This is a genomic window from Pseudomonas sp. LTR0, assembly GCF_036630035.1.
Taxonomy (GTDB): domain Bacteria; phylum Pseudomonadota; class Gammaproteobacteria; order Pseudomonadales; family Pseudomonadaceae; genus Aquipseudomonas; species Aquipseudomonas putida_Y.
The window spans coordinates 4835316-4860873 of sequence record NZ_CP123734.1; the positions used below are offsets into that span (position 1 = coordinate 4835316).

Genomic DNA, 25558 nt, shown 5'->3' on the forward strand with positions numbered 1-25558 from the left:
CAAATCCACCGCACTCGCGTAAACTGCCAGCCTTCGCGCAGCCTAGGGCTGCCCCTGTCGATTTATCAAAGGTGCCCGCCATGCCCTGGCTGCAAGTACGCCTGGCCATCAGCCCGGAACAAGCCGAAACCTATGAAGATGCGCTGCTTGAAGTAGGCGCCGTCTCGGTCACGTTCATGGATGCCGAAGATCAACCGATCTTCGAACCAGACCTCAATACCACCCCGCTGTGGTCGCACACCCACCTGCTGGCGCTGTTCGAGGCCGATGCCGACCCTGAACAGGTGTTCGCCCACCTGCGCCTGTTGACCGGCGCCGAGTTGCCCGAACACCAGGCCGAGGTGATCGAGGACCAGGACTGGGAACGCAGCTGGATGGACAACTTCCAGCCGATGCGCTTCGGCCGCCGCCTGTGGATCGTGCCCAGCTGGCACGATGCCCCGGAAAAGGACGCCGTGAACCTGCTGCTCGACCCGGGCCTGGCCTTTGGCACCGGCACCCACCCCACCACGGCCCTGTGCCTGGAATGGCTAGACGGCCAGCAGCTTGAAGGCACACAGGTGCTGGACTTTGGCTGCGGTTCGGGCATCCTGGCCATCGCGGCGTTGCTGCTGGGCGCCCGCGAAGCGGTAGGCACCGACATCGACGTGCAGGCCATCGAGGCTTCGCGCGACAACGCCCAGCGCAACGGCATTGCCGATGAGAAACTGGCGCTGCACTTGCCCGAGCACATGCCGGCAATGCAGGCCGACGTGCTGGTTGCCAACATCCTCGCCGGCCCGCTGGTGTCGCTGGCGCCACAGTTGTCTGGCCTGGTTCGCCCAGGTGGCCTGCTGGCGCTGTCGGGCATCCTCGCCGAGCAAGGTGAAGACGTGGCCGCCGCTTACGCCGCCGACTTTGAACTGGACCCGATCGTCGTGCGCGACGGCTGGGTGCGCATCAGTGGTCGGCGTCGCTAAGCGGGCCTTGAATACTTTTCTGCACAGATCCCGGATCGCCGCATGACCGACAGTTTCGTCACCCAGTGCCCGCATTGCCAGACCAGCTTTCGCGTCACCCACCACCAGTTGAGCGTGGCCCGCGGTGTGGTGCGCTGCGGTCACTGCCTGCAGGTATTCAACGCCGCCAAGCAGTTGCTGGAGCAGAACCGCACCGCTCCCAGCAGCGCACCCGCAGTAACGGCGCCGGCACCTGCAACGCCTGCCGAGCCTGCGCCTGAGCCTGCCATCAGTCCACGCGGTAGCCCCTCTGACCAGGATTGGGCGCTTACCGCCCAAGCGCTGGACGAGCTCGACCTCGACAAGGAACTGGAGCGCCTGGAGCGTCGCGGCCAACCGGCCCCGACACGCCCGGCCAGCCAGGATGACCAGTTGCAGGCACGGCGCGACGAACTTCACCCGGACGAGCACGCAGAAGACCTTTTCGGCACGGCGACCGAAGAGCCCTACCCTGCGCAGGAGCCTGCAGAGCCTGGCCCAGTACTGCTGGAGCCGGCCCCCCAGGATCTGGACCTGGAGCCTGCGCCCGGCGAGCGCACCGAGCCGACCCTGGGCAGCAACCTTGACCTGGACATCGATGGCGAGCCGCCCGAGCACCGAGCGGCCAAACGCGATGACCCGCCTGCATTCAGCGAGCCGCTGCGCGTCAGCGAGGACGAAACCCCGGAAAAAGGCCTGAGCGCCCGCGACGAAGAGCCAGTGGCGCTGGGCCTCACGGCGCATGACGACGAGCCAGTCGAGCCGCTACCCGGAGACCGCCTGGAACCAGGCCTTGCCGGCAAACCCGAGCGCCCCTCGCGCAAGGAGCCGCTGGTCGACGTAGTCGACGATCCGCTGCAACTGGGCTGGGAAAAACCCGCGCCCAACTGGGGCAAGCGCCTGCTGTGGGGCGTGCTGACCCTGCTGGCTGCCGGCCTGCTGGCGTTCCAGTATGTGTGGTTCCACTTCGACGAAATGGCCCGCCAGGACCAGTATCGGCCGATTTTCCAGCAGATCTGCCCAATGGTCGGTTGCCAGGTACCCACCCGCGTCGATATTGCACGAATCAAGAGCAGCAATCTGGTGGTGCGTAGCCACCCGGACTTCAAGGGCGCCCTGATCGTCGACGCGATCATCTACAACCGCGCGCCTTTCGCCCAGCCGTTTCCGTTGCTGGAGCTGCGCTTCGCCGACCTCAATGGCCAACTGATCGCCAGCCGCCGCTTCAAGCCCAGCGAGTACCTGTCGGGCGAACTGGCAGGGCGTGGCGAAATGCCCAGCCAGACGCCGATCCACATTGCCCTGGACATCCTCGACCCAGGGCCGAAGGCGGTGAATTACAGCCTGAGCTTTCGTTCGCCGGAGTAAGCGACAAGCGGCCAGCAGCAAGCCACAAGACAAGACGCCCAAATTGCGGCCGTTTTTTGTCTTGTCGCGTGCTGCTTGAAGCGCAAAGGCATAAGCCGACAACTGTTCAGATTTTATCCAAATCCATCTTTATCCAGTCATCGAGAGCGGGTATCATGCCAACCCTTTTTCGAACTCCAAGATTCGGCCCCACAACAGGGATCACCTATGTCGGCGGTACGCATCGGCCAATACACACTACGTAACAACCTGATCCTCGCGCCCATGGCCGGGGTGACGGATCAGCCTTTCCGTACTCTTTGCCAGCGCATGGGCGCCGGTATGGTGGTGTCGGAGATGGTAAGCAGCGACATGAGCCTGTGGAACAGCCGCAAGTCGAGCCTGCGCCGCATCCATGAAGGTGATCCCGAGCCCCGCTCGGTGCAGATCGCCGGCGGTGATGCGCAGATGATGGCAGCGGCGGCAAAGGCCAACGTCGAGGCAGGTGCCCAGATCATCGATATCAACATGGGCTGCCCGGCAAAAAAAGTCTGCAACAAGGCCGCAGGCTCTGCTTTATTGAGAGATGAAGCCTTGGTCAGCGAGATCCTCCACGCCGTGGTCAGCGCCGTGGACGTACCGGTGACCCTGAAAATCCGCACCGGCTGGGACCGGGCGAACAAGAACGGCCTGAACGTGGCGAAGATCGCTGAACAGGCTGGCATCCAGGCGCTGGCGGTGCATGGCCGCACACGTGCCGACCTGTACACCGGCGAAGCCGAATACGACACCATCGCGGCCATCAAGCAGGCGGTGTCAATCCCGGTTTTTGCCAACGGCGATATCACCTCGCCAGAAAAGGCCCGGGCGGTGCTGGAAACCACCGGGGTCGATGGCCTGTTGATTGGCCGGGCTGCCCAAGGGCGGCCATGGATCTTTCGCGAGATCGAGCATTACCTGCGCACTGGCGAACATCTGCCAGCGCCGCAACTGGACGAAGTGGAACGCATCCTGCTGGAGCATCTGGCCGCGCTGCATGCCTTCTATGGCGATGTGATGGGCGTACGTATCGCCCGCAAGCACGTTGGCTGGTACCTGGCAACACGACCCGGCGGCAAGGAGTTTCGCTCCCGGTTCAACGCTTTGGAAGACACACAAGCGCAGTGCGCCAACGTTCGCGCGTTTTTCAGCGAACGTCGACAGAGCCTTGAGACAGAGGACGGACAAGGGGTGGCCGCATGACGATGATGACCGAGAATTTTGTGAGTGGAACAACGCCCGTGAGCGACAACGCCAACCTGAAACAGCACCTCAACACGCCGAGCGAAGAGGGCCAGACCCTTCGCGACAGCGTCGAGAAGGCGCTGCACAACTACTTCGCCCACCTGGAAGGCGCGACCGTGACGGACGTGTACAACCTGGTGCTCTCCGAAGTCGAGGCGCCCCTGCTCGAAAGCGTGATGAACTACGTGAAGGGCAACCAGACCAAGGCCAGCGAGATGCTCGGGCTGAACCGAGGCACCCTGCGCAAGAAGCTCAAGCAGTACGACTTGTTGTAAGCCAGAATCCCATCCAGAAAAGGCGACTCCCTGAACAGAGGCGCCTTTTTTGCTGACTCCACCGCGTTATTGGAACCCGAAATGACCGACCAGACTACCCGCCTGCCAGTCCGCCGCGCCCTGATCAGCGTCTCCGACAAGACCGGTATCCTCGAATTCGCCCGTGAGCTGCAGCAGCTCGGTGTCGAGATCCTGTCCACCGGCGGCACCTACAAGCTGCTCAAGGACAACGGCGTAAACGCGGTGGAAGTGGCCGACTACACCGGCTTCGCCGAAATGATGGATGGCCGGGTCAAAACCCTGCACCCGAAGATTCACGGCGGTATCCTCGGCCGTCGTGGCACCGACGACGCCATCATGAACGAGCACGGCATCAAGCCGATCGACCTGGTTGCGGTCAACCTGTACCCGTTCGAAGCCACCATTTCCAAGCCTGGCTGTGACCTGCCGACCGCCATCGAGAACATCGACATCGGCGGCCCGACCATGGTCCGTTCGGCAGCCAAGAACCACAAGGACGTGGCCATCGTGGTCAACGCCAGCGACTACGCCGGCATCGTCGAAGGCCTCAAGGCCGGTGGCCTGACCTATGCCCAGCGCTTCGATCTGATGCTCAAGGCGTTCGAGCACACTGCCGCCTACGACGGCATGATCGCCAACTACATGGGCACCATCGACCAGGCCAAGGACACCCTGAGCACCGAGGCGCGCAGCGAATTCCCGCGCACCTTCAACAGCCAGTTCGTCAAGGCACAGGAAATGCGTTATGGCGAGAACCCGCACCAGAGCGCGGCGTTCTATGTCGAAGCCAAGAAAGGCGAAGCCAGCATTTCCACCGCTGTCCAGCTGCAAGGCAAGGAACTGTCATTCAACAACGTGGCCGACACTGACGCCGCGCTGGAATGCGTAAAGAGTTTCGTCAAGCCGGCCTGCGTCATCGTCAAGCACGCCAACCCGTGCGGCGTGGCGGTAGTACCGGAAGACGAGGGCGGCATTCGCAAGGCCTACGACCTGGCCTACGCGACCGACACCGAATCGGCGTTCGGCGGCATCATCGCATTCAACCGTGAACTGGACGGCGAAACCGCCAAGGCCATTGTCGACCGCCAGTTCGTCGAAGTGATCATCGCTCCGAAAATCTCCCAGGCCGCTCGCGACGTGGTGGCTGCCAAGCAGAACGTACGTCTGCTGGAGTGCGGTGAGTGGCCAGCAGAGCGCGCTGCCGGTTGGGACTTCAAGCGCGTCAACGGTGGCCTGCTGGTGCAAAGCCGCGATATCGGCATGATCACCGCCGATGACCTGAAGATCGTCACCAAGCGTGCTCCAACCGAGCAAGAGATCCACGACCTGGTATTCGCCTGGAAAGTGGCCAAGTTCGTCAAGTCCAACGCCATTGTCTATGCCAAGCAGCGCCAGACCATCGGCGTCGGCGCCGGCCAGATGAGCCGCGTCAACTCCGCCCGCATTGCTGCAATCAAGGCCGAGCACGCTGGCCTGCAGGTGCAGGGCGCGGTCATGGCGTCGGATGCATTCTTCCCGTTCCGTGACGGCATCGACAACGCAGCTAAAGTGGGTATCAGCGCCGTGATCCAGCCGGGTGGTTCGATGCGTGATGCTGAAGTCATCGCGGCTGCCGACGAAGCCGGCATCGCGATGGTCTTCACCGGCATGCGCCACTTCCGCCACTAATTACGCGGATCCCGAGGCGAGTCGAAATCCTGTGGGAGCGGGCTTGCCCGCGAATACGATGGTGGGTTCACCGCCGCATTCGCGGACAAGCCCGCTCCCACAGTGTTCGGCGCAAGCCCCGGGATCACCTGAATCGAGGTTTTGACATGAAAGTTTTGATCATCGGCAGCGGCGGCCGTGAGCACGCCCTGGCCTGGAAAGTCGCCCAGGACCCACGCGTCGAGAAAGTCTTCGTTGCCCCCGGCAACGCCGGTACCGCCATTGAAGCCAAGTGCGAGAACGTCGCCATCGACGTGTGCGCCCTGGACCAATTGGCCGACTTCGCCGAGAAAAACGTCGACCTGACCATTGTCGGCCCGGAAGCACCGCTGGTTATCGGCGTGGTCGACCTGTTCCGCAGCCGTGGCCTGGACTGCTTCGGCCCAACCAAGGGCGCGGCCCAGCTGGAAGGCTCCAAGGCCTTCACCAAGGACTTCCTCGCGCGTCACAAGATCCCGACCGCCGACTACCAGAATTTCACCGAGATCGAGCCCGCGCTGGCCTACCTGCAGGAAAAAGGCGCGCCAATCGTGATCAAGGCCGACGGCCTGGCGGCAGGCAAGGGCGTGATCGTCGCCATGACGCTGGAAGAAGCAGAAGCCGCCGTGCGTGACATGCTGGCAGGTAACGCCTTCGGTGAAGCCGGTTCGCGCGTCGTGATCGAAGAGTTCCTCGACGGCGAGGAAGCCAGCTTCATCGTCATGGTCGACGGCCACAATGTGCTGCCCATGGCCACCAGCCAGGACCACAAGCGCGTCGGCGACCAGGACACCGGCCCGAACACGGGCGGTATGGGCGCCTACTCCCCTGCCCCGGTCGTTACCGCCGACGTGCACCAGCGCGTGATGGACCAGGTGATCTGGCCAACCGTGCGCGGCATGGCCGAGGAAGGTAACGTCTACACCGGCTTCCTCTACGCCGGCCTGATGATCGACAAGGCGGGCAACCCCAAGGTCATCGAGTTCAACTGCCGCTTCGGCGACCCGGAAACCCAGCCGGTCATGCTGCGCCTGGAGTCGAGCCTGGTACTGCTGGTGGAAGCTGCATTCGCCAAGGCCCTGGACAAGGTCGAAGCACAGTGGGACCCGCGCCCGAGCCTGGGCGTGGTCCTGGCAGCTGGCGGTTACCCGGGCGATTACGCCAAGGGCGACGTGATCAACGGCCTGGACGCTGCCGCCAAGATCGAAGGCAAGGTATTCCATGCCGGTACTGCGCTCAAGGATGGCAAGGTAACCACCAACGGCGGGCGTGTGCTGTGTGCCACCGCCATGGGCAGCACCGTTGCCGACGCGCAGCAGCAGGCTTATCGCCTGGCCAAGGAAGTCAGCTGGAACGGCAGCTTCTACCGTTCCGACATTGGCTATCGGGCCATCGCCCGCGAGCGCGGTGAGCACCAGCAGTAAGTACTACCGGTTTGCCGTAGCTGATTCAGCTTGCGGCATCCGGCTCGTCGACAGGGCCCTGCATGGGCCTTGCCTTCGACTTGGCGCGCCGCGCATAGTGGGTACCCGGCACATCGGCCAAGAAGGGATTTCGTAGTGCGTCGGCTTCGGATTGCCTCAGCTCTGATCGTCAGCTTGCTGACCCTGCTCTGCATGTTTCCGGCTGCGGCCGAACATGACGGTGGCTGGACTGTTCTGCTCGACGAACAGGCCAACCTGCAACTGAGCGATGTGCGCTCCGAGCGCTATCGCAACCAGTTCAGCCCACTGCCTCTCGCCGACATTGATGCTGCCCCGGCTGGGCAGGCCCTGTGGTTGCACTATCGTCTGCCTCCAGGTGACCAGGAGCAACTGCTACGGGTATTTGCCCCGGACCTTTCTGGCCTGGACCTCTACGCCCTCGAAGGCGAGCAACTTCTGCGTCAACTGCACCACGGGCGCCAGGCCGGCAATGCCAGCCCGACCCTGCGCGGCAGCGACCACGTATTGCCCCTGCCCAACAGCAGGCAACCGCTGGACATCTACCTGCGCCTGGTCTCAGAGCACCAGCTGCGGCCGGCCATCAGCCTGGAGCCTGCGGCCAAAGCGGCCTCGGACCAACGCCAGCCGCTGCTGTTCGGTATGCTGTTCGGCGGCCTGATCATGCTGATCATGCACAACCTGATCCGCTTCCTCTACACCCGCTCCAGCACCACCCTTATCCTGGCGCTGTACCACGGCCTGATGCTGCTCAGCGGCCTGATCCTGCTGAACCTCAGCGGCCCCTGGTGGCATTTGTGGCACAGTGCGCAAACGCCTGCCGCCTACCTGACACTGGTCCTGGCCGGCCTGTCAGGGCTGTATTTCACCCAACATTTCTTTTCGCCGTGCAATTCGCCACGGCTGAATCGCTTGCTGCAGGGCGAGATGTTGATTGTCGGGCTCAGTGGCCTGGTGCTGCTGTTCGTCGATACCTTGCCACTGAACCTGATGACCTACGCCCTGATGGCGCTGGGCAGCGTGAGCATGCTGCTGGTCAGCAGCTACCACTGGTACAAGGGCTATGCACCCGGGCGCCTGTTCAGCCTGGCCATGGTGGTGTTCAACCTCGGAGGCCTGGTACTGCTGCCAGCCCTGCTGGGCCTGACACGTACCTCGACACCCTGGCTGCTGTGCATCCTGCTGGGCTTGACCGTGGTCAGTGGCCTGCTGCTCAATCTGGCAGTCAGTGAACGGCTGCGGCGTATAAGCGAGGAGCGTTTCAGCGCCAGCCGTGCGCTGGCCGCCAGCGATGCGGAAATCAACGCCAAAGCCGAGTTCCTGGCCAAGATCAGCCACGAAATCCGCACGCCAATGAACGGTGTGCTAGGCATGACTGAACTGCTGCTGGGCACACCGCTGTCGGTGAAGCAGCGTGATTATGTACAGACCATCCACAGCGCCGGCAACGAGCTGCTGACGCTGATCAACGAAATTCTGGACATTTCCAAGCTGGAATCCCGGCAGATCGAGCTGGATGATGTGCAGTTCGACCTTAACGCGCTCATCGAGGATTGCCTTAACATCTTCCGCGCCAAGGCCGAGCAACAGAACATCGAGCTGATCAGCTTCACCCAGCCACAAGTACCGCGGGTCATCAGCGGAGACCCGACGCGCCTGCGCCAGGCCTTGTCGAGCCTGCTGGAAAACGCCCTGAAAAACACCGATCAGGGCGAGATCCTGCTGGTGGTGGCGCTGGATCAACGCGGCGAGGTGCCACGCCTGCGTATCGCCGTGCAGGACAGCGGCGAACCGTTGCCCGCTGCCGACCGTGAAGCCTTGTTGCAGGCCGAGCTGCACAGCCACCACTTCCTTTCCAGCAACAAGCTGGGCGGCCACCTGGGGCTGGTCATCGCCAAACAGCTGATTGGCCTGATGCAGGGTGAGTTCGGCATCAAGAGCAGCACCGGCATGGGCAACACTCTGTGGCTGACCTTACCGCTGGACCCTTCACGCCTGGAACAGCCACCGGCGGACCTCGACAGCCCGCTGCGCGATGCCCGCGTGCTGGTGGTCGACGACAACGATACGTGCCGCAAGGTGCTTGTACAGCAGTGCAGCGCCTGGGGCATGAACGTCAGCGCGGTGCCGTCGGGCAAGGAGGCCCTGGCCCTTTTGCGCACCAAGGCGCACCTGCGCGACTACTTCGACGCGGTCCTGCTGGACCAGAACATGCCCGGCATGACCGGCATGCAGCTGGCCGCCAAGATCAAGGAAGACCCGAGCCTGAACCACGACATTCTGGTGGTGATGCTCACCGGCATCAGCAATGCGCCGAGTAAAGTCATCGCGCGCAACGCCGGGGTCAAGCGAATACTGGCCAAGCCGGTGGCCGGCTACACGTTGAAGACCACCCTGGCCGAAGAGCTGGCCCAGCGCGGCCGGGAACAGGCGATGCCTGCCAGCCTGCCGGGCATCCCTCAGGCGCTTGACCTGCCAGGCGATTTCCGCGTGCTGGTCGCCGAAGACAACAGCATCTCGACCAAGGTGATCCGCAGCATGCTCGGCAAGCTCAACCTCAGGCCCGATACTGCCTGCAATGGCGAAGAGGCCTTGCAGGCAATGAAAACGCAGCATTATGACCTGGTGTTGATGGACTGCGAGATGCCGATACTGGACGGTTTTTCGGCCACCCAGCAGTTGCGGGCCTGGGAAGCTGAAAACCAGCGCCAGCGCACGCCGGTGGTTGCACTGACTGCGCACATACTGGCCGAACACAAGGAACGCGCGCGGCTGGCGGGCATGGACGGGCACATGGCCAAGCCGGTGGAGTTGTCGCAGTTGCGCGAGCTGATTCAATACTGGGCCAATCAACGGGAAGTCAAGGCGGACCCGGCACATACGTCCTGACCGATATCCAATGCTCTTGCAGGAGCGGCCTCGCGACACAAGGCCGCGCCGGCATAAACCCCAAGGAACACTGCTCATGCTCCATGAGTTGTTCAGCGTCTACTTGAAAATGCTCGTGCTCTACAGCCCGTTTTTCGTGCTGTCGTGTTTCATCAGCCTGACCCGTGGCCACTCCAGCAAGGAGCGCAAGCAACTGGCCTGGAAGGTCGCGTTCGCAGCCTTGGTCGCCAGCGTGATGCTGTACCTGTTCGGGCGGGCGATCTTCGGTATTTTCGGCATCACCGCCGATGCCTTCCGCATTGGTGCCGGCAGCGTGCTGTTCATTTCAGCCCTGGGCATGGCCCAGGGCAAGCCGGCGGTACAGGCCGACAACGTGCAGCAGGATGTGACCATCGTACCGCTGACCATTCCGCTGACGGTTGGCCCCGGCACCATCGGTGCGCTGTTGGTGATGGGGGTAAGCCAGCCGCACTGGGATGAAAAACTGCTGGCCATCGTCAGCATTGCCCTGGCCAGCTTTACCGTAGGCCTGGTGCTGTATCTATCGCACGGTATCGAGCGCCTGCTCGGTGACCAGGGTTTGCAAATCGTCAGCCGCCTGATGGGGCTATTCGTCTGTGCCCTGGCAGCACAGATCATCTTTACCGGGATTCGCGGTTACCTGCTGCCCTGAGCTTTCCAAGCCGGGCGCCTACAATTGCAGCTCAAGGATAGCCTTGCCATTTTGCTTGTCGACACTGGCCTGGGCCCGCTTGCGGTAATCCTCGCGGAACCCCTGCAAGTTGAAGTGGATCACTTCGACACGCATGTCCAGGATTTTTACTTCACTGCTCAACTGCATGAACAGGAAGTCCTTGGAGGTCTTTTTCATCGACATTTCCATGTGGACCAACACCATGTCGATGAAGCCGCTCGACTGCTGAGAGCAAGGCAGCAACTGAAAACGTCCAACAGCTTTCGAGACTGCCCGGGATTCAAACGCGGTCAAGGTCTGGCTGTGATTACGCAGTGCCTGAAGCGACGACTGGGCAGATTGATAATGACCGGCGGAGCCTTTCTGACGAACCTGGGCAAGAGCCTGCTCGGCAAGGCTGGACCTGTCCGGCCCCGGTCGAGTCGCAGTAGGCGCGAGCTTGCCATCAAAGCCCAGAAACGCGAGGTTACGCCAGTAGTTCCTGAACCAGTCCGGCTCCAGGCCTTCGTTATAGTCCCCCCAGGCAACTTGCTGGGCAAACGCATTGGCCAACAGGATATCGTCACGGGCTTCGCGGCTAACACCTGGCAAGAATGACAGCAGGCTGCTGTGTACGAGTTTGCCACTGGCGGCATTTAGATTGAATTCACTCATCGTCGACTCCTGATGATGTCGCAAGTTTTACCTGGCTGCGGTACTGCAATTGCTTGACCTTGATAGAGTCATGCAAGCCTGCACTTATCGAACTGATCACCTTTTCATGGGTGAAATAACTGGCATCGAACTGCTGAGTGGCATGGGCACTTGCAAGATTCAGCGGCTGCCACAGCCAATCCGTCGCCAGGTTCTCTGCTGTGCTAAAGCCCAACTCAGTACTGAGGACGTCTGAATTGGCCAGTATCAGGCGCAACTCCATACGTACATGGCTCATGCCTTTATCGTCCGGGGACCGAACACATTCCGCCCATAACAACTGTTCTATGCCACCGTCTGGTTGGGCGGAATAGGCGTCGAGGCATTTGGCTACCGACCCCTGCAGGGCGCTGGGCACACCTGCCAAGAGACTGCTCCGCAGTATCTTCCACGGCTCACAGGCCACTGCGGGTGCAACAGGCACAGCGCTGGAATGCAAGGTCGCGACAGTGCAGCCGAAGTTACCCTGAATTCGCAGATATTCCTTGTGCCACCCAGCGTCCTGAAGGGCGTGCCCCTTGTTAGCGGTCAGGTAGGCTGCCAGTTGAACATCCAACAGTGCTTCTACTCGTGAAGCACTGACGGAGTTGTCGATCAATACCAGGCTGTTGCCGTTCAACCACAAAGTGTAATTGGCGTGCATCAGTATGCCCTCCAGGCCTGTCGACGCCATGTCGACAGGCCAACTTCATAGTCAGAGTTCCAGTGCCAGCAGGACCTGCAGGGCATTGTCGTCAAGTTTGGTTTCTACAATGGCGCGAACTTTGTCGTATTGGCGCTTATCGAAATTCAACACCGCACCACAGGCAAAATTGGAGGTGCCGCTACTTTCCCACTTGGCCAAAAGATAGTTGGCAGACTTGTCAGGCTTGGCGTCGGTCTGGATCGCACTGACCAGCATCGCCACCTGACCTTGGCCAGTTTGCTCGCACTTGACCAGGCTCAGCTCGGTTCGGTCATCCTCCACCGACTTGCGATTGAGCAACTCGACGTTTTTGGTACTGGCGGCCAAGGCTGAAACAACCGTTTTGCCAAGATTGTCCAGGGCGGTTGCCACATCGCCAGTGAAAACGCCATATGCTGCCTGCAAGCCCTTGCCTAGCAGGTTGCTGATCTCAAGGTGCATATTGCGTTCAGTAATCTGCTGTACATCGACATTGGTCGGCGCCCAGCCCATCTTGGACATCAGGTAGATGTAGTGCTTGAACCAAAGCTGTGTTTCACGGATGGGGTCATGCTGCCTGTTGGCACCTTGCGTTGCCAGGGCATGACAGGCCTTTGCAGCATCGCGGTTTTGCTCCCCCATTTGGTCGGGGAACACGAACAGATTCTTGTCCGGCAGAACCTGAAGCTGAAGCTTTTCTTTATCGGTCGTCATGGGAAGGTCTCCAGGAAGGGTACGGTTGAAGCCAAATGGCTCCAGCCGCAAACCTACCGGTGACCTTTCCATCAATCTGCCACGAAGCAGTTCCTCATCTGCCCGGGCTGCCGCCGCTTACGGCTTTGCGCCATACCAGCGTGGGGTATAGACCCAGAGCCCCCCAGCTGCGCGGTCGAAGGTGCAGGTAGTGGAGGATCCAACCAGCACCATGGTGCGCATGTCGACCATTTCTGGCAGCAGTTCGGCCAGGGTGACTACCTTCAGCGTCTGCCCCGGCCTACCGATGTCACGACCAAGGACTACAGGCGTGTTCCCGTCACGGTGTCGGCGCACTACCTCCAGGGCCACACCGAGCTGGTGCGGCCTGGCCTTGGAGATCGGGTTGTAGAAGGCCAGCACCAGGTCGGCCTGGGCAGCCAAGTCCAGGCGTCTTTCAATGATGGACCAGGGCTTGAGGTTGTCCGACAGCGACATGACACAGAAGTCATGCCCCAGCGGTGCCCCTGCCTGGGCGGCGGTTGCCAGCGAGGCTGAAACCCCCGGCAGGATCTGCAGGTCGACGCGATGCCAGGCGGGGTCACTGGATTCGTGCAGCGCTTCGAGCACCGCAGCAGCCATGGCGAAAACGCCCGGGTCACCCGAAGACACCACCACCACCGAACGGCCTTGAGCCGCCAGTTCGAAGGCATGTCGGGCGCGCTGCATCTCTTCGCGGTTGTCGGTGCAGTGCAGCACCTGGTCGCCGCGGAACGGGCCAGCCATACGCACGTAGGTTTCGTAACCGAGCACATCTTCGGCCTGCGCAAGTTCGGCCTTGACCGCCGGCACCATCAGTTCCGCCGCACCTGGGCCAAGACCGATGACCGCCAGGCGACCGCGGCGGCGGCCGATCTGCGCTACGTCGACCGGGGCAGGCGCCACCGCGACCACGACTTCTCCAAGCGCTATCAACTCACTATCGGGCACCGCCGCAGCGACCATGCTGGCCACATCGCCTGGGCGGGTGGCGAAGCGCAAAGGGACACCCAGAGCCTGCGCAGCTTCGTGCAACGCGCTGTCGGCCATGGTTCGCTCGTCTGCCAGCACGCAGGCTACCGAGGGCTCGGCGATGCCGGCCTGCTGCAGTGCTGCGCGAATGCTGTGCAGATTGCCACCTGCAACGCCCACCACCACCAGGCGCGGGTGGATCAGCAGCTCGTCGCGGTTGGCCGGGCGCGCCTGATGCCCCACAAGGATGGTGCGCTGCGCCGCTTCGCTAGCAGGCAACTGCGCCAGTTGCAGCCACGGAGCGTTACCTTCGATACGCACAGACTCACCCGCCAGCAGGTCGGATACAAAGCGTTTGCCTTGCTCGATGTCGGCCAATGCATAGCCCCGCGGCGGATTCAGCAGGCAAGTACCGAAGCGCAGCTCGCCACTGGTGGTAATGGCCGCGGAAACGCCCAGCGCGTCAGCGATTTCACGCGCCATCACGTTCACTCCGCCGAGGCCTCCGAGCAACGGCACTACCGCGCTACCATCCTCGGCCACGGCCAGTACTGGCGGCTCGCTGCCCTTCTCGCTGAGCAGGCTGGCGAGGCTGCGGATGACGATACCCGCGGCGCACAACGCGATGATCGGCGTGTCTTGCTGGTACAACCCGCGCAGGGTATCGCCGAAGGACGCGTACGACTGGTCCGCACCCTCGACACGCCCCTCAAGGCCATGGATCGTGGCCTGTGGATAACAGGCCTGGATACGCTGCGCTGTCGCAAGGCTGCCCGGGCCGAGAATGACGATGGCCGGTGCCTTGTGCATGTTCAGCCCTGCCATTTTTCCCCCGGCACGATAATCAGCGAGAAGTAGGGCGACGACTGCGGGTCGACCTGGTCCAGCGGCACGATCTTCTGGTTGGCCATGGTCGCCCGCTCCACATACAGCGCACGCCGATCCAGCCCCAGTTCGGCCAGTACTTCGCGCACCTTGGGGAAGTTGCGCCCAAGTTTCATGATTACCGCTGCATCGGCGTCGGCCAGGCGGCGCTTGAGCTCTTCGGCGGGCAACACACCAGACAACACCGACAGGCTCTGGTTGCGGTACACCAGCGGCGCCCCCAGCACCGAAGCGCCACCGAGCATCGAGCAGACACCGGGAATCACTTCTGCCTCGTAGCGCTGCGCCAGGCGGTCATGCAGGTACATGTAGGAGCCATAGAAGAACGGGTCGCCTTCGCAAATCACCGCCACGTCGCGGCCGGCATCCAGGTGCTCGGCCACCTGCACGCTGGCCTCGTCGTAGAAGTCGCTGATCACTTGCTCATAGGACAGCGGCGCCGGCAGCACTTCGGTGGTGACCGGGTAGACCAGCGGCAGCAAGGTCTGCTCGGGCTGCAGGTGCGCCTCGATAATGCCGAAGGCATTGCCACGCTTGCCCTTGGCCACGAAGTAGCCGACCACCGGCGCCTCACGCAACAGGCGCAGGGCCTTGAGGGTAATCAGTTCAGGATCGCCAGGGCCCACGCCCAGGCCAAGCAGCCGTCCGCGCGGGGCCATCATTCCACCTCCGTGGCCAGGGCGTTGACCGCCGCCGCGGCCATCGCGCTGCCGCCCAGGCGGCCTTGCATGATCACGAACGGCACGCCACGGCTGTCGGCGGCGAGCATGGCCTTGGACTCGGCAGCGCCGACGAAACCGACCGGGAAACCGAGGATCAGCGCCGGTTTGGGCGCGCCGGCATCAAGCATTTCCAGCAGGTAGAACAGCGCGGTAGGGGCATTGCCGATAACCACCACACTGCCTTCCAGGTGCGGGCGCCACAGTTCCAGGGCTACAGCGGAGCGGGTGTTGCCGGCGTCTTTGGCCAGGCCCGGCACGCTCGGGTCACGCAGGGTGCAGATGACTTTGTTGTCGGCTGGCAGGCGGGCCCGGGTGATGCCTTCGGCCACCATGTGCGCATCGCACAGGATCGGCGCGCCGTTGAGCAGCGCCTCGCGCCCGGCCCGTCCGGCACCTTCGGAAAACTGCAGGCCATCGATGGCGTCGACCATGCCACAGGCGTGGATCACGCGCACGGCGAGCTTTTCAAGGTCTGCGGGGATCCGCTCGAGCCGGGCTTCCTCGCGGATGATCCGGAAAGAATTGCGATAGATCTCCTGACCATCGCGGATGTAGTCAATCATCAAGGTGCTCCGTCGGCAGGTCGAGCATGGCGCCTGCTTCATTCAAGGTAAGGTCGGTGGCGCGCAGGGCACCGAAACCCGGCTGGCGCGCATCACGCAGGTACAGGTCGTAACGGCCCGGGGAACGGGCCAGCAGGGTGGCCGGGGCAACATGGGCCACAGCACAGGAACGGGGGCAGCCGGACAGGTGCACGCTGGCCGGCACGCCAGGGCCCAGCAGCGCGGCCAGGACAACCGCGTCGGCCTTGGTCTCGGCAAGGGCCTTGGCGCAGCCGCTGGCACCGGTGCAGGCGCTGATACGCGCCAGAGGTTCACGGTCGTGGCACAGCAACCCCAGCGCAGACAGTTCGGCCAGGGCCTGATCGAGGTGTTGCTCTTGCAGGTTGGTCAGCACCAGGCTTTGCCAAGGGCTAAGGCGCATGCTGGCATCGCCCAGTTCACGGGCAATACGTGCGGCACCGCGCAGCATCGCGGGGGTCAGGCGGCCTTGCGGCGGGGCGACGCCAAGGGCAATACCCTGCGCCTGGGGCAGCCTGCCCAACCACGAGGCGCGGTGCTGTTCACGCCGCCATGTGAGCACGGCGGCATCGCGGCGGATGTCCAGACCGAGCCCAGCGACAAAATCAGCTGTCGGGTACACCTCAAGCAGCTGGCGCATGCGCGCCTGCGTCGGGGATGCCAGATCGAGGAAGCGCTCCAGCACGGCGCGCACCAGCATCAGGCCCTGCGCCAGCGGCACCGCACCGAGCGCCTGGCCCTCTGCCGGGCAACCTGCCAGGCCAAACGCCAGCCAGGTCTGCTGCTCCAGGTGCAGGGGCGACAGCCACAGGTCATGGGGGTGTTCGAGCATCGCCAGGCGCTCACCTGCATCCAGCTGCACGGCGAACTTGGCCGACAGCTGGTGAAAGCGCGGGGTGCCTTCCAACAGGTCGAGGATCTGCCCGGCCAGCGGCCTGGCGTCCAGCAGCATCGCCGGGTCATGCCCGGCCAGCGGGCTGAGCATCAGGTTGCGCACATCGTCACCGGCCGCCTCGCGTGGGCCCAGGCCGGCAGCGAGCAAGGTGTCGACCAGGGCTCGGTGCTCGTTACCGATGCCGCGAATCTGCAGGTTGCCACGGTTGGTAGCCTCGATCACGCCGCCAGCAAAGCGCTCGGCCGCCGCCGCCACAGCTTCGGCCTGCTCGGCGAGCAGCAGGCCGCCCGGCAGCTTGATGCGGCAGATACCGCCATCACGGGCACTGACAATGCGCCACAACCCCGGGCAGGCCGAGGGGCGAGGCGATATGTGGGGGGTATGAGCCTGCGTCAAAGGGGCATCCGGCAGTCTGTGAAAGTGCGCTTGAGTGTAGAAGGCGCGGTATTATGCCTGCTTTGTCCGGCGGCATGAAAAGCCGGTGGTCGAGCATCCTCGGCGATTAAGTAGAAATTCAGGACCGCGTCGCCTTCTTCGCGGGCTCGCCCGCTCCCACAGGATCACTGCAGGCCGCACATGCTGCACTGTATCTGTAGGAGCGGGCTTGCCCGCGAAGGGGCGCGAAGCGGCCCCAAAAATGGCGGATTGAAATACATGACACCCTGGCTGACGGTAGTAGGCATCGGTGAAGACGGCTTCAGCGGCCTGGGCAAGCAAGCCCGACGCGCCCTGCTGGGCGCTGGGCGGGTCTTCGGCAGCCCGCGCCAGTTGGCCTTGCTGCCACGTTGCGTGACCGCTGAACAACTGGCCTGGCCCAGCCCGTTCTCGCTGGCCCCGGTGTTGAGCCTGCGTGGCGAGCCGGTGTGCGTGCTGGCCAGCGGCGACCCCATGTTCTACGGCGTCGGCGCCAGCCTGGCGCGCCAGGTGCCTGCTGCAGAAATGCGCGTGCTGTCGATGCCCTCTTCCTGCGCCCTGGCCGCTGCCCGCCTGGGCTGGCCGCTGCAAGACCTGCAGGTGGTGTCGCTGGTGGCCCGCCCCCTGGCAGCGCTCAATGCCCACTTGCACAGCGGCATGCGCCTGCTGGTGCTGAGCAACGATGGCGACAGCCCGGCGGCAATTGCCGCGCAGCTGCGCGAGCAAGGCTTCGGCCCAAGCCGCCTGCAGGTGTTCGAGCACCTGGGGGGCGTGGACGAACGTGCACTGGCCGGCACCGCCCAGGACTGGCCGCACACCGGGATCGCGGCGCTCAACCTGGTAGCCATCGAATGCCTGGCTACACCCGATGCGCCCCGCCTGCACCGGCTGGCCGGGCTGCCAGACACCGCATTCCGGCACGATGGCCAGTTGACCAAGCGTGATGTCCGCGCCATCACCCTGGCGCGCCTGGCACCGCAGCCTGGCGAACTGTTGTGGGATGTGGGCGCGGGCTGCGGCTCGATCGGCATCGAATGGATGCGCGCCCATCCGTCATGCCGTGCCCTGGCCATCGAGGCCGACGAAGGCCGCCAGGGTTTGATCGAGCATAACCGCGATACGTTGGGGGTACCTGGCCTGCAACTGGTTCGCGGCAAGGCGCCAGCGGCGCTGCAAGGCCTGGAGCAACCGGATGCGATCTTCATCGGAGGTGGCGTTACCCGCGAAGGTGTACTGGACCTGTGCTGGGCAAGCCTGCGCCCCGGCGGCCGCCTGGTGGCCAACGCCGTAACCCTGCAAAGCGAACTGGCCCTGGCGCATTTTCGCGAACAGCACGGTGGTGAGCTGACCCGCATCCATGTCGCTCATGCCCAGCCCTTGGGTGCGTTTGACACTTGGCGCCAGGCACTGCCGATCACCCTCCTGGAAGTATTGAAACCCGCCGATGCGTGAAGAAACCCGCGAACAGCCCGCACCTCTGCGCAGCGGCCTTACCACCGGCAGCTGCGCCACCGCCACCAGCCTGGCAGCGGCCAAGCTGCTGCTCACCGGGCAGCGTGACGATGCGGTGGACATCACCCTGCCCAAAGGCAAGGTCGTGCAGATGCGCCTGGAGTTCTGCCGCCTGATCGGCGAGTGCGCCGAAGCCGGCACCCTCAAGGATGCGGGTGACGACCCGGACGTGACCCACGGTGCCCTGCTCTATAGCCAGGTGCGCCTGCTGGCGGAACCTGGCATTGGTTTTGTCGCCGGCAGCGGCGTGGGCACGGTGACCCGGCCGGGGCTGGTGCTGGCTGTGGGTGAACCGGCCATCAACCCGGTACCTCGGCGCATGATCAGTGAACACCTGCAACGCCTGGCCGACGCGTGCGGCTACCTTGGCGGCTTCGAGGTCACGGTCAATGTGCAAGGTGGCGAGCAACTGGCCCTGAAAACCATGAACCCGCGTCTGGGCATCCTCGGCGGGCTGTCGATCCTCGGCACCAGCGGAATCGTCCGGCCGTTCTCCTGCGCGGCCTACATTGCCTCGATCCACCAAGGCATCGACGTGGCCCACACCAACGGCTACACACACATAGCCGCGTGCACCGGCAATGCCAGCGAAGACACCATGCGCCGCGTCTACGGTCTGCCGGAAATCGCCCTGATCGAAATGGGCGATTTCGTCGGTGCGGTGCTCAAGCACCTGCGCAAGGTACCGGTGCCACGCCTGACCCTGTGTGGCGGCTTCGGCAAGATCAGCAAACTGGCCGCCGGGCACATGGACCTGCACAGCCGTCACTCCAGCATCGACTTGCCGCAACTGGCCGGTTGGGCCGCAGACATTGGCGCTGACGAAGCGTTACAGGCCGCCATCATTGCTGCCAACACCAGCCAGCAAGCGCTCGCCCTGGCTCATGCGGCCGGCATTGCCTTGGGTGACGCGGTGTGTGCCCACGCCCTGGCCTTTGCCCGTAGCGTCGTGCCGGCGCAGGTGCAAGTGGAAGTGTTCGCCATCGACCGGCAAGGCGGCATCGTCGGCCAGGCGGGTGTGCAATGACCGCGCGCATCCTGTTGCTGGGGGGGGTCACTGAAGCCCTGGCTATGGCCCGCCGGCTCGGGCCTCAACACGTCTATAGCCTGGCCGGTATCGGCCGCGTGCCACAGGGCTTGCAATGCCAGGTCCGGGTCGGGGGCTATGGCGGTGTCGAGGGCCTGACCCGCTACCTGCGCGAAGCAGGGATCACCCTGCTGATCGACGCCACCCATCCCTATGCCGCGCAAATCAGCCGCAATGCCGCCAGCGCCGCACGCAACGCCGGCATCCCGTGCTGGGCCTTGCGTCGCCCCGCCTGGCAGGCACAAGCAGGCGACGACTGGCGAGAAGTCGAGGACTGGGCAGGGTTGATCGAAGCACTGAAGCCGTTCCGCAGGCCACTGTTCACGCTGGGGCGCGAGCCGCTGCAGCACCTGGACGAGATTCCGCCGGAGCAGTTCTGGACCCTGCGTGCGCTGGAGGCGTGCCCTGGCAACGAGCGCTGCGAAGTGATTGGCGCACGTGGGCCGTTCCATATCGAGGATGAGCGGGCGTTGTTCCAGCGCCGCTACATCGATGTGCTGATCAGCAAGAACAGCGGCAGTGTGGCGACCGAGCCGAAGCTGGAAGTGGCGCGGGAGCTTGGCGTGCCGGTGCTTGTCCTGAAACGTCCGACGCTGCCGGAGGTGGACCGGACATTCGACTCACTGGCGGAGCTGGCAACAGCGCTCGCCCTTTAGGCGCTGCCTTTTCGCTGCCCAAAGGCGCTCCTACAACGATTTCAGACTTTTCTTCCAACTAACCAAGTGGCCTGTTGCAGCCCTGCTGCCTTAAACTCAACGCCCCTCCCTCGGAAGGTTTCACCCATATGGAAATGCAATGGTGGATCTGGCTGGTCTTCGGCATCGCGCTGATCCTGCTTGAACTGGTCCTGCCAACGTTCTTCATACTCTGGTTCGGCATCGGCGCCGTGCTGGTCTCGCTTATCTCGCTCGCCGCACCCAGCCTGCAACTGGACATGCAGGCCCTGCTGTGGGTACTGCTGTCGTCGGCCACCACTGTACTGTGGTTCAAAGTGTTTCGGCGCAAGCAGCCGGATGTGCGCTGGACCGCCGATAGCGTGATCGGCGAAGTGGGCCTGCTGACCGCTGCCGTGTCGGAGTTTCAGAAGGGCCGCGTACGCTTCCAGAAGCCGATCCTCGGCAACGAAGAGTGGACCTGCATCGCCGATAGCCAGATCGCCGTCGGCGAGCGAGTACGCCTGACCGCCATCGAGGGAAACACCGCCCGTGTTATCCGGGCCTGAATCCGCATTAAAAGGAATTTTGCAGCATGACCAGCCTCATCGTCGTCGGCGCCATCGCCCTGTTCGTCCTGATCACCGTGTTCAAGGGGGTGCGCATCGTGCCCCAGGGCGAGGAGTGGATCGTCGAACGCCTGGGCCGCTACAACAACACCCTCAAGCCGGGCCTCAACATCGTCATCCCCTACATGGACGTGGTCGCCTACCGCCTGCCGACCAAGGACATCATCCTCGATGTGCAGCAGCAGGAAATCATCACCAAGGACAACGCGGTAATCGTCGCCAACGCCCTGTGTTTCGCCAAGGTAGTCGACCCGCAGAAAGCCTCGTATGGCGTGCAGGACTTCTCGTTCGCCGTCACCAGCCTGACCATGACCTCGCTGCGCGCCATCGTCGGTGCAATGGACCTCGACGAGGCGCTGTCCAGCCGCGAGCAGATCAAGGCCCGCCTGCGCGATGCAATGTCCGAGCAGACCGAAGACTGGGGCGTGACCGTGCGCTCGGTGGAAATTCAAGACATCAAACCTTCGGAAAACATGCAACTGGCCATGGAACGCCAGGCCGCGGCCGAGCGTGAGCGCAAGGCCGACGTCACCCGTGCCGAAGGGGCCAAGCAGGCAGCAATCCTCGAAGCAGAAGCGCGCCTGCAGGCGGCCAGGCTGGATGCCGAGGCACAGATCAGCCTGGCCGAGGCATCGGCGCGGGCGATTTCGCTGGTGAAGGAAGCGGTGGGCAACGAGACCGTACCGGCCATGTACCTGCTGGGCGAGCGCTATGTGGGCGCGATGGAGAACCTGGCGGGCAGCAGCAATGCCAAGGTGGTGGTGTTACCCGCGGATCTGCAGGAGACCGTGCGTGGCTTGATGGGGCGTGGCAAGGTTTGAGCATGCCAGGGGCTGCTGCGCAGCCCCGATACCCGGCCCCTGCGTCACTTCACCGCACCCCGGCATTTTTACCTATACTCCGCCGTACAATAGCCACCACGATTCCTGACCGGATCTCTCCATGCCCCCACGTCGGCACATTGCCTGGATAGCCTGCCTTGCAGTGCTGTTCAACCTGCTGGCCATGCCGCTGTCCTCTGCTGCGCCCAAGGGCCCGGCCGAGCAGCTGCTGTGGGGGGCTTTCTGTTCCAGCATGGCCAACAAGGCCAACGTCGACGTCCAGGCCTTGGCCAAGATCGACCTCGGCCCGCAAAGTGATGCCAGCGCCGGCATGATGAACTGCTGGTGCTGCTCCGGTGCCGTGCCGCTGCTGGCCCTGCCCAGCTACCCGCCACAGTTGCACAACCCGCCGACACTGCTCGGCGGGCTGCTGCCGCCACCTGCAAAGTACCAGCCTACGCCGCGCCAGCTCTGGCCTGGGCTAAACCCTCGTGCCTCTCCGCTAACCTGAGTTCATCACGCTGTCTGCCTGAACCAGAACGGAAACGGAGATTCACCATGCTCAAGCACGCCCTCGTCATGGCCGCCCTGCTGCTGCCTGGCGCCTTTGCCAACGCCCACGAATACAGCGCGGGTGACCTGCATATTGCCCACCCGTGGTCGCTGCAACTGCCACCCAACGCGCCCAACGTCGCCGCATATTTCGTGGTGCACAACAATGGCCAGGCCGATGACCGCCTGCTCAGCGTGGACAGCCCCATCAGCGATGACGCGCAACTGCACGAGCATGCCATGAGCGCCAGCGGCGCCATGAAGATGCAACAGGTGCCCAGCGTGGTAGTGCCTGCCGGCAAGGACCTGACCTTTGCCCCCGGCGCGTACCACGTGATGCTGATGCAGCCCAAGGACCGTAGCCTGCTCAGCGACGGCAAGCGCTTCCCGTTGACCCTGCACTTCGAAAAGGCCGGCGATATCACCGTCGAAGTGGCCGTGCAGAAGCAGGCGCCAGCGGACCAGTCGCAAGCCCACGAACACGCACACTGACACCTGCTGACAGGCACTCGCCATGAGCCTGCCGCGCAACCGCATCGGCCGTACCACCCGCCCTGAATTCAGGCGCGCCGGTGGCGGATGGCTGAGCCTGTTCGCCATGTGGATGATCTTCATCGGCCCGCTGATTTCCCAGTCGATGCCGATGGACCACCACGCGGGCATGAACATGCCGATGGACATGCCGATGGCGGCTGCCCATCAGCATGGCGGTGACACCCATCACGGCCACGGCGGCGATGGCCAGCTGCATGTGATGTGGGAAAAGTGCGGTTACTGCAGCCTGTTGTTCAATTGCCCGGCCCTGCCCCAGACCCTCAGCCCGCTCAGCGCCGGCAGCATCGTCCCCACCAGCCACCTGCTTGCGCCAACGCACCAGGGCCATGCCCGGCAGGCTGTATTCCCCGGTGCGCGCAGCCGCGCCCCGCCTTCTTCGATCAACGTCTGAAACCACATTTTGCGCACGACGCCAGGAGGCTTCGCGCTAACTCATGACTGATCGACTGGAATCATTATGTCCGGCTGCACCCCTGTTTTTGCCTTGTCCCTGCGTGGGACCATCGCCGCCCTGTGCGGCTCGCTGCTCGCCCCCATGGCCCTTGCCGCCGACCCTGGCCATGAAGGCCATGTGCACGACGCACCCGAGTTGAGCCCGACGGTGATCACCGCCGTGGCCCCGAGTTCGCCGCTGACCGTGGTCACCAACCCGAAAGACCCGCGCCAGCCAGTGCCGGCCAGCGACGGAGCCGACTACCTGAAGACCATCCCCGGCTTCTCGGCAATCCGTGCCGGCGGTACCAACGGCGACCCGGTATTGCGCGGCATGTTCGGCTCGCGTCTGAACATCCTCACCAACGGAGGCCTGATGCTTGGGGCCTGCCCCAATCGCATGGACGCGCCCACGTCCTATATTTCGCCAGAAACCTATGACCGCCTGACCGTGATCAAAGGCCCGCAGAGCGTCATCTGGGGCCCCGGCGGCTCGGCAGGCACCATCCTCTTCGAGCGCGAACCGGAGAAATTCGGCACCCTCGGCAGCCGCGTCAACGCAAGCCTGCTGGCCGGCTCCAACGGCCGCTTCGACAAGGTGCTGGATGCCGCGGCCGGCAACAGTCAGGCCTACGCCCGCTTCGTCGGCAACCAGTCACGTTCGGATGACTACCACGACGGCAACAACGACACCGTGCCGTCGCGCTGGGACAAGTGGAACGGCGATGTCGCTCTCGGTTGGACTCCCGACCAGGACACATTGCTGGAGCTGACTGCCGGCAAGGGTGATGGCGAAGCCCGGTACGCCGGGCGCGGCATGGACGGCTCGCAGTTCAAGCGCGAAAGCCTGGGCCTGCGCTTTGAGAAGTCCAACCTCGGCGAGGTGCTCGACAAGGTCGAGGCGCAGGTCTACTACAACTACGCCGACCATGTGATGGACAACTACAGCCTTCGCACACCGTCGGGCACCGGCATGATGGGCATGCCGATGGTCAGCAACGTCGACCGCCGCACCATGGGGGCACGCATCAAAGCCACCTGGCGCTGGGCCGACGTGCAGCTGATCAGCGGCATCGACGCGCAAACCAATGAACATCGACAGCGTGGCGGTATGGGTGTGAACGCACACAAGGGCCAGGCCTGGACCAAGGACGCCGACTTCCACAACTACGGCGCCTTCAGCGAACTGACCTGGTACGTCAGCGGTGAGGACCGCTTGATTACCGGCGCCCGTCTGGACCGCGCCTCGGCGCGCGACTTCCGCAAAACGAGCGCCACCGAAGGCGACACCCGCGCCGATACCCTGCCAAGCGGCTTCATCCGTTACGAGCACGACCTGGCGGCCATCCCGGCCACCACCTACATCGGCCTCGGCCATGCCCAGCGCTTCCCCGACTACTGGGAGCTGTTCTCACCCAAGCTGGCACCACCCGGCTCGGCCAATGCCTTCGACAGCATCAAGCCAGAAAAAACCACCCAGCTCGACTTCGGCATCCAGTACCGCACTGAACGCCTGGAGGCCTGGGCTTCGGGCTATGTCGGGCAGATTCGCGACTACATCCTGTTCGACTATCGCACTGGCATGATGGGCATGAGCACCTCGCAGGCGCAGAACATCGACGCCCGCATCATGGGTGGCGAACTGGGCGCCGCCTACCAGCTGACTGAAAACTGGAAGGCCGACGCCACGCTTGCCTACGCTTGGGGCAAGAACAGCAGCGATGGCAAAGCGCTACCTCAAATGCCTCCCCTGGAAAGCCGCATGGGCCTGACGTACAGCCGCGATGTGTGGAGCGTCGGCGCACTGTGGCGGCTGGTGGCGGCGCAAAACCGCATTGCCGAAAACCAAGGGAACGTCGTTGGCAAGGACTACGACAAGAGCGCCGGCTTCGGCGTGTTCTCCCTGAACGGCGCCTACAAGGTGAACAACAACCTCAAGCTCAGCGCAGGGGTCGACAACCTGTTCGACAAAACCTACGCCGAGCACTTGAACCTGGCCGGGAACGCCGGGTTTGGCTACCCGGCTACAGATCCACAGCCGGTCAACGAGCCAGGCAGGACCTTCTGGACCAAGGTCGACTTCAGCTTCTGACAACAACGGGCGCAGCTTCGGTTGCGCCCCTCAGCTGGTCAAAAAGGAGGTT

24 protein-coding genes are annotated in these 25558 nt (G+C 63.5%); 17 read left to right on the forward strand and 7 right to left on the reverse strand.

The window, feature by feature from the left end; genetic code table 11:
• Nucleotides 1-80 precede the first annotated feature (80 nt).
• The 8 genes from prmA (at nucleotide 81) to QCL51_RS22215 (ending at nucleotide 10594) form a co-directional block, all read left to right on the forward strand.
• Nucleotides 81-959 carry a 50S ribosomal protein L11 methyltransferase gene (prmA, locus tag QCL51_RS22180; RefSeq protein ID WP_021784406.1) on the forward strand — a complete coding sequence of 293 codons (879 nt, stop codon included), beginning with the start codon at nucleotides 81-83 and terminating at the stop codon, nucleotides 957-959.
• Nucleotides 960-1001: 42 nt separating this feature from the next.
• Nucleotides 1002-2345 (forward strand): DUF3426 domain-containing protein, encoded by a 1344-nt coding sequence (locus QCL51_RS22185; protein ID WP_103469643.1) that lies wholly within the window; start codon nucleotides 1002-1004, stop codon nucleotides 2343-2345.
• Between the two features lie 207 nt (nucleotides 2346-2552).
• The gene (dusB, locus tag QCL51_RS22190) at nucleotides 2553-3566 is read left to right on the forward strand and encodes a tRNA dihydrouridine synthase DusB (protein ID WP_274102080.1); all 1014 of its coding nucleotides are present in this window, start codon (nucleotides 2553-2555) and stop codon (nucleotides 3564-3566) included.
• Complete coding sequence (fis, locus tag QCL51_RS22195) at nucleotides 3563-3883, forward strand: DNA-binding transcriptional regulator Fis (RefSeq protein WP_003249693.1); 321 nt, start codon at nucleotides 3563-3565, stop codon at nucleotides 3881-3883. The genes dusB and fis overlap by 4 nt, the downstream gene beginning before the upstream one ends.
• 81 nt (nucleotides 3884-3964) lie before the next feature.
• Entirely contained in the window at nucleotides 3965-5572 is a 1608-nt protein-coding gene (purH, locus tag QCL51_RS22200; RefSeq protein ID WP_003249687.1) for a bifunctional phosphoribosylaminoimidazolecarboxamide formyltransferase/IMP cyclohydrolase, read from the forward strand.
• 146 nt (nucleotides 5573-5718) lie between these two features.
• A complete protein-coding gene (gene purD, locus QCL51_RS22205; RefSeq protein ID WP_021784409.1) occupies nucleotides 5719-7014 on the forward strand; it encodes a phosphoribosylamine--glycine ligase in 1296 nt (431 codons plus the stop codon).
• Between the two features lie 135 nt (nucleotides 7015-7149).
• On the forward strand, nucleotides 7150-9921 hold the full coding sequence (locus tag QCL51_RS22210) for a hybrid sensor histidine kinase/response regulator (RefSeq protein ID WP_021784410.1): 2772 nt from the start codon (nucleotides 7150-7152) through the stop codon (nucleotides 9919-9921).
• Between the two features lie 76 nt (nucleotides 9922-9997).
• Nucleotides 9998-10594, forward strand: coding sequence for a MarC family protein (locus tag QCL51_RS22215; RefSeq protein WP_014592545.1), 597 nt, complete (start codon nucleotides 9998-10000; stop codon nucleotides 10592-10594).
• A gap of 18 nt (nucleotides 10595-10612) precedes the next feature.
• On the opposite strand, the gene QCL51_RS22220 is transcribed toward QCL51_RS22215, so the two are convergent.
• From QCL51_RS22220 to cobG, 7 genes are read right to left on the reverse strand one after another with little or no spacing between them, the layout of a single operon-like run.
• Nucleotides 10613-11269: a hypothetical protein gene (locus QCL51_RS22220; RefSeq protein WP_028697862.1), complete on the reverse strand. Its 657-nt coding sequence runs from the start codon at nucleotides 11267-11269 to the stop codon at nucleotides 10613-10615.
• Nucleotides 11262-11951 carry a hypothetical protein gene (locus tag QCL51_RS22225; RefSeq protein WP_103444815.1) on the reverse strand — a complete coding sequence of 230 codons (690 nt, stop codon included), beginning with the start codon at nucleotides 11949-11951 and terminating at the stop codon, nucleotides 11262-11264. The genes QCL51_RS22220 and QCL51_RS22225 overlap by 8 nt, the downstream gene beginning before the upstream one ends.
• Nucleotides 11952-12002: 51 nt before the next feature.
• Nucleotides 12003-12758: a hypothetical protein gene (locus QCL51_RS22230; protein ID WP_181004824.1), complete on the reverse strand. Its 756-nt coding sequence runs from the start codon at nucleotides 12756-12758 to the stop codon at nucleotides 12003-12005.
• Between the two features lie 45 nt (nucleotides 12759-12803).
• On the reverse strand, nucleotides 12804-14501 hold the full coding sequence (gene cobJ / locus QCL51_RS22235) for a precorrin-3B C(17)-methyltransferase (protein ID WP_338444277.1): 1698 nt from the start codon (nucleotides 14499-14501) through the stop codon (nucleotides 12804-12806).
• On the reverse strand, nucleotides 14489-15220 hold the full coding sequence (locus QCL51_RS22240; protein WP_084850691.1) for a precorrin-2 C(20)-methyltransferase: 732 nt from the start codon (nucleotides 15218-15220) through the stop codon (nucleotides 14489-14491). The genes cobJ and QCL51_RS22240 overlap by 13 nt, the downstream gene beginning before the upstream one ends.
• Nucleotides 15220-15846, reverse strand: a complete 627-nt coding sequence (locus QCL51_RS22245) for a precorrin-8X methylmutase (protein WP_003257545.1) — start codon at nucleotides 15844-15846, stop codon at nucleotides 15220-15222. Before QCL51_RS22245 ends, QCL51_RS22240 begins: the two co-directional genes overlap by 1 nt.
• Entirely contained in the window at nucleotides 15839-17170 is a 1332-nt protein-coding gene (cobG, locus tag QCL51_RS22250) for a precorrin-3B synthase (RefSeq protein ID WP_338444900.1), read from the reverse strand. The genes QCL51_RS22245 and cobG overlap by 8 nt, the downstream gene beginning before the upstream one ends.
• Before the next feature lie 243 nt (nucleotides 17171-17413).
• Here cobG and QCL51_RS22255 point away from each other — a divergent pair, with 243 nt between their 5' ends.
• From QCL51_RS22255 to QCL51_RS22295, 9 genes are all read left to right on the forward strand, one after another.
• Nucleotides 17414-18625 carry a bifunctional cobalt-precorrin-7 (C(5))-methyltransferase/cobalt-precorrin-6B (C(15))-methyltransferase gene (locus tag QCL51_RS22255; protein ID WP_021784417.1) on the forward strand — a complete coding sequence of 404 codons (1212 nt, stop codon included), beginning with the start codon at nucleotides 17414-17416 and terminating at the stop codon, nucleotides 18623-18625.
• Entirely contained in the window at nucleotides 18618-19712 is a 1095-nt protein-coding gene (locus tag QCL51_RS22260) for a cobalt-precorrin-5B (C(1))-methyltransferase (RefSeq protein WP_021784418.1), read from the forward strand. Before QCL51_RS22255 ends, QCL51_RS22260 begins: the two co-directional genes overlap by 8 nt.
• A complete protein-coding gene (locus tag QCL51_RS22265; protein ID WP_028697869.1) occupies nucleotides 19709-20428 on the forward strand; it encodes a cobalt-precorrin-6A reductase in 720 nt (239 codons plus the stop codon). The genes QCL51_RS22260 and QCL51_RS22265 overlap by 4 nt, the downstream gene beginning before the upstream one ends.
• A 128-nt stretch (nucleotides 20429-20556) precedes the next feature.
• Nucleotides 20557-20994: an NfeD family protein gene (locus QCL51_RS22270; protein WP_021784420.1), complete on the forward strand. Its 438-nt coding sequence runs from the start codon at nucleotides 20557-20559 to the stop codon at nucleotides 20992-20994.
• Between the two features lie 26 nt (nucleotides 20995-21020).
• On the forward strand, nucleotides 21021-21875 hold the full coding sequence (locus QCL51_RS22275; RefSeq protein WP_021784421.1) for an SPFH domain-containing protein: 855 nt from the start codon (nucleotides 21021-21023) through the stop codon (nucleotides 21873-21875).
• Between the two features lie 121 nt (nucleotides 21876-21996).
• Entirely contained in the window at nucleotides 21997-22386 is a 390-nt protein-coding gene (locus tag QCL51_RS22280; protein WP_021784422.1) for a DUF2946 domain-containing protein, read from the forward strand.
• 47 nt (nucleotides 22387-22433) lie between these two features.
• Nucleotides 22434-22919, forward strand: coding sequence for a copper chaperone PCu(A)C (locus tag QCL51_RS22285; RefSeq protein ID WP_028697870.1), 486 nt, complete (start codon nucleotides 22434-22436; stop codon nucleotides 22917-22919).
• A 22-nt stretch (nucleotides 22920-22941) separates the two neighbouring features.
• Entirely contained in the window at nucleotides 22942-23373 is a 432-nt protein-coding gene (locus QCL51_RS22290; RefSeq protein WP_101196734.1) for a DUF2946 domain-containing protein, read from the forward strand.
• 66 nt (nucleotides 23374-23439) lie between these two features.
• The gene (locus QCL51_RS22295) at nucleotides 23440-25506 is read left to right on the forward strand and encodes a TonB-dependent copper receptor (RefSeq protein WP_101196732.1); all 2067 of its coding nucleotides are present in this window, start codon (nucleotides 23440-23442) and stop codon (nucleotides 25504-25506) included.
• Nucleotides 25507-25558: the final 52 nt, after the last annotated feature.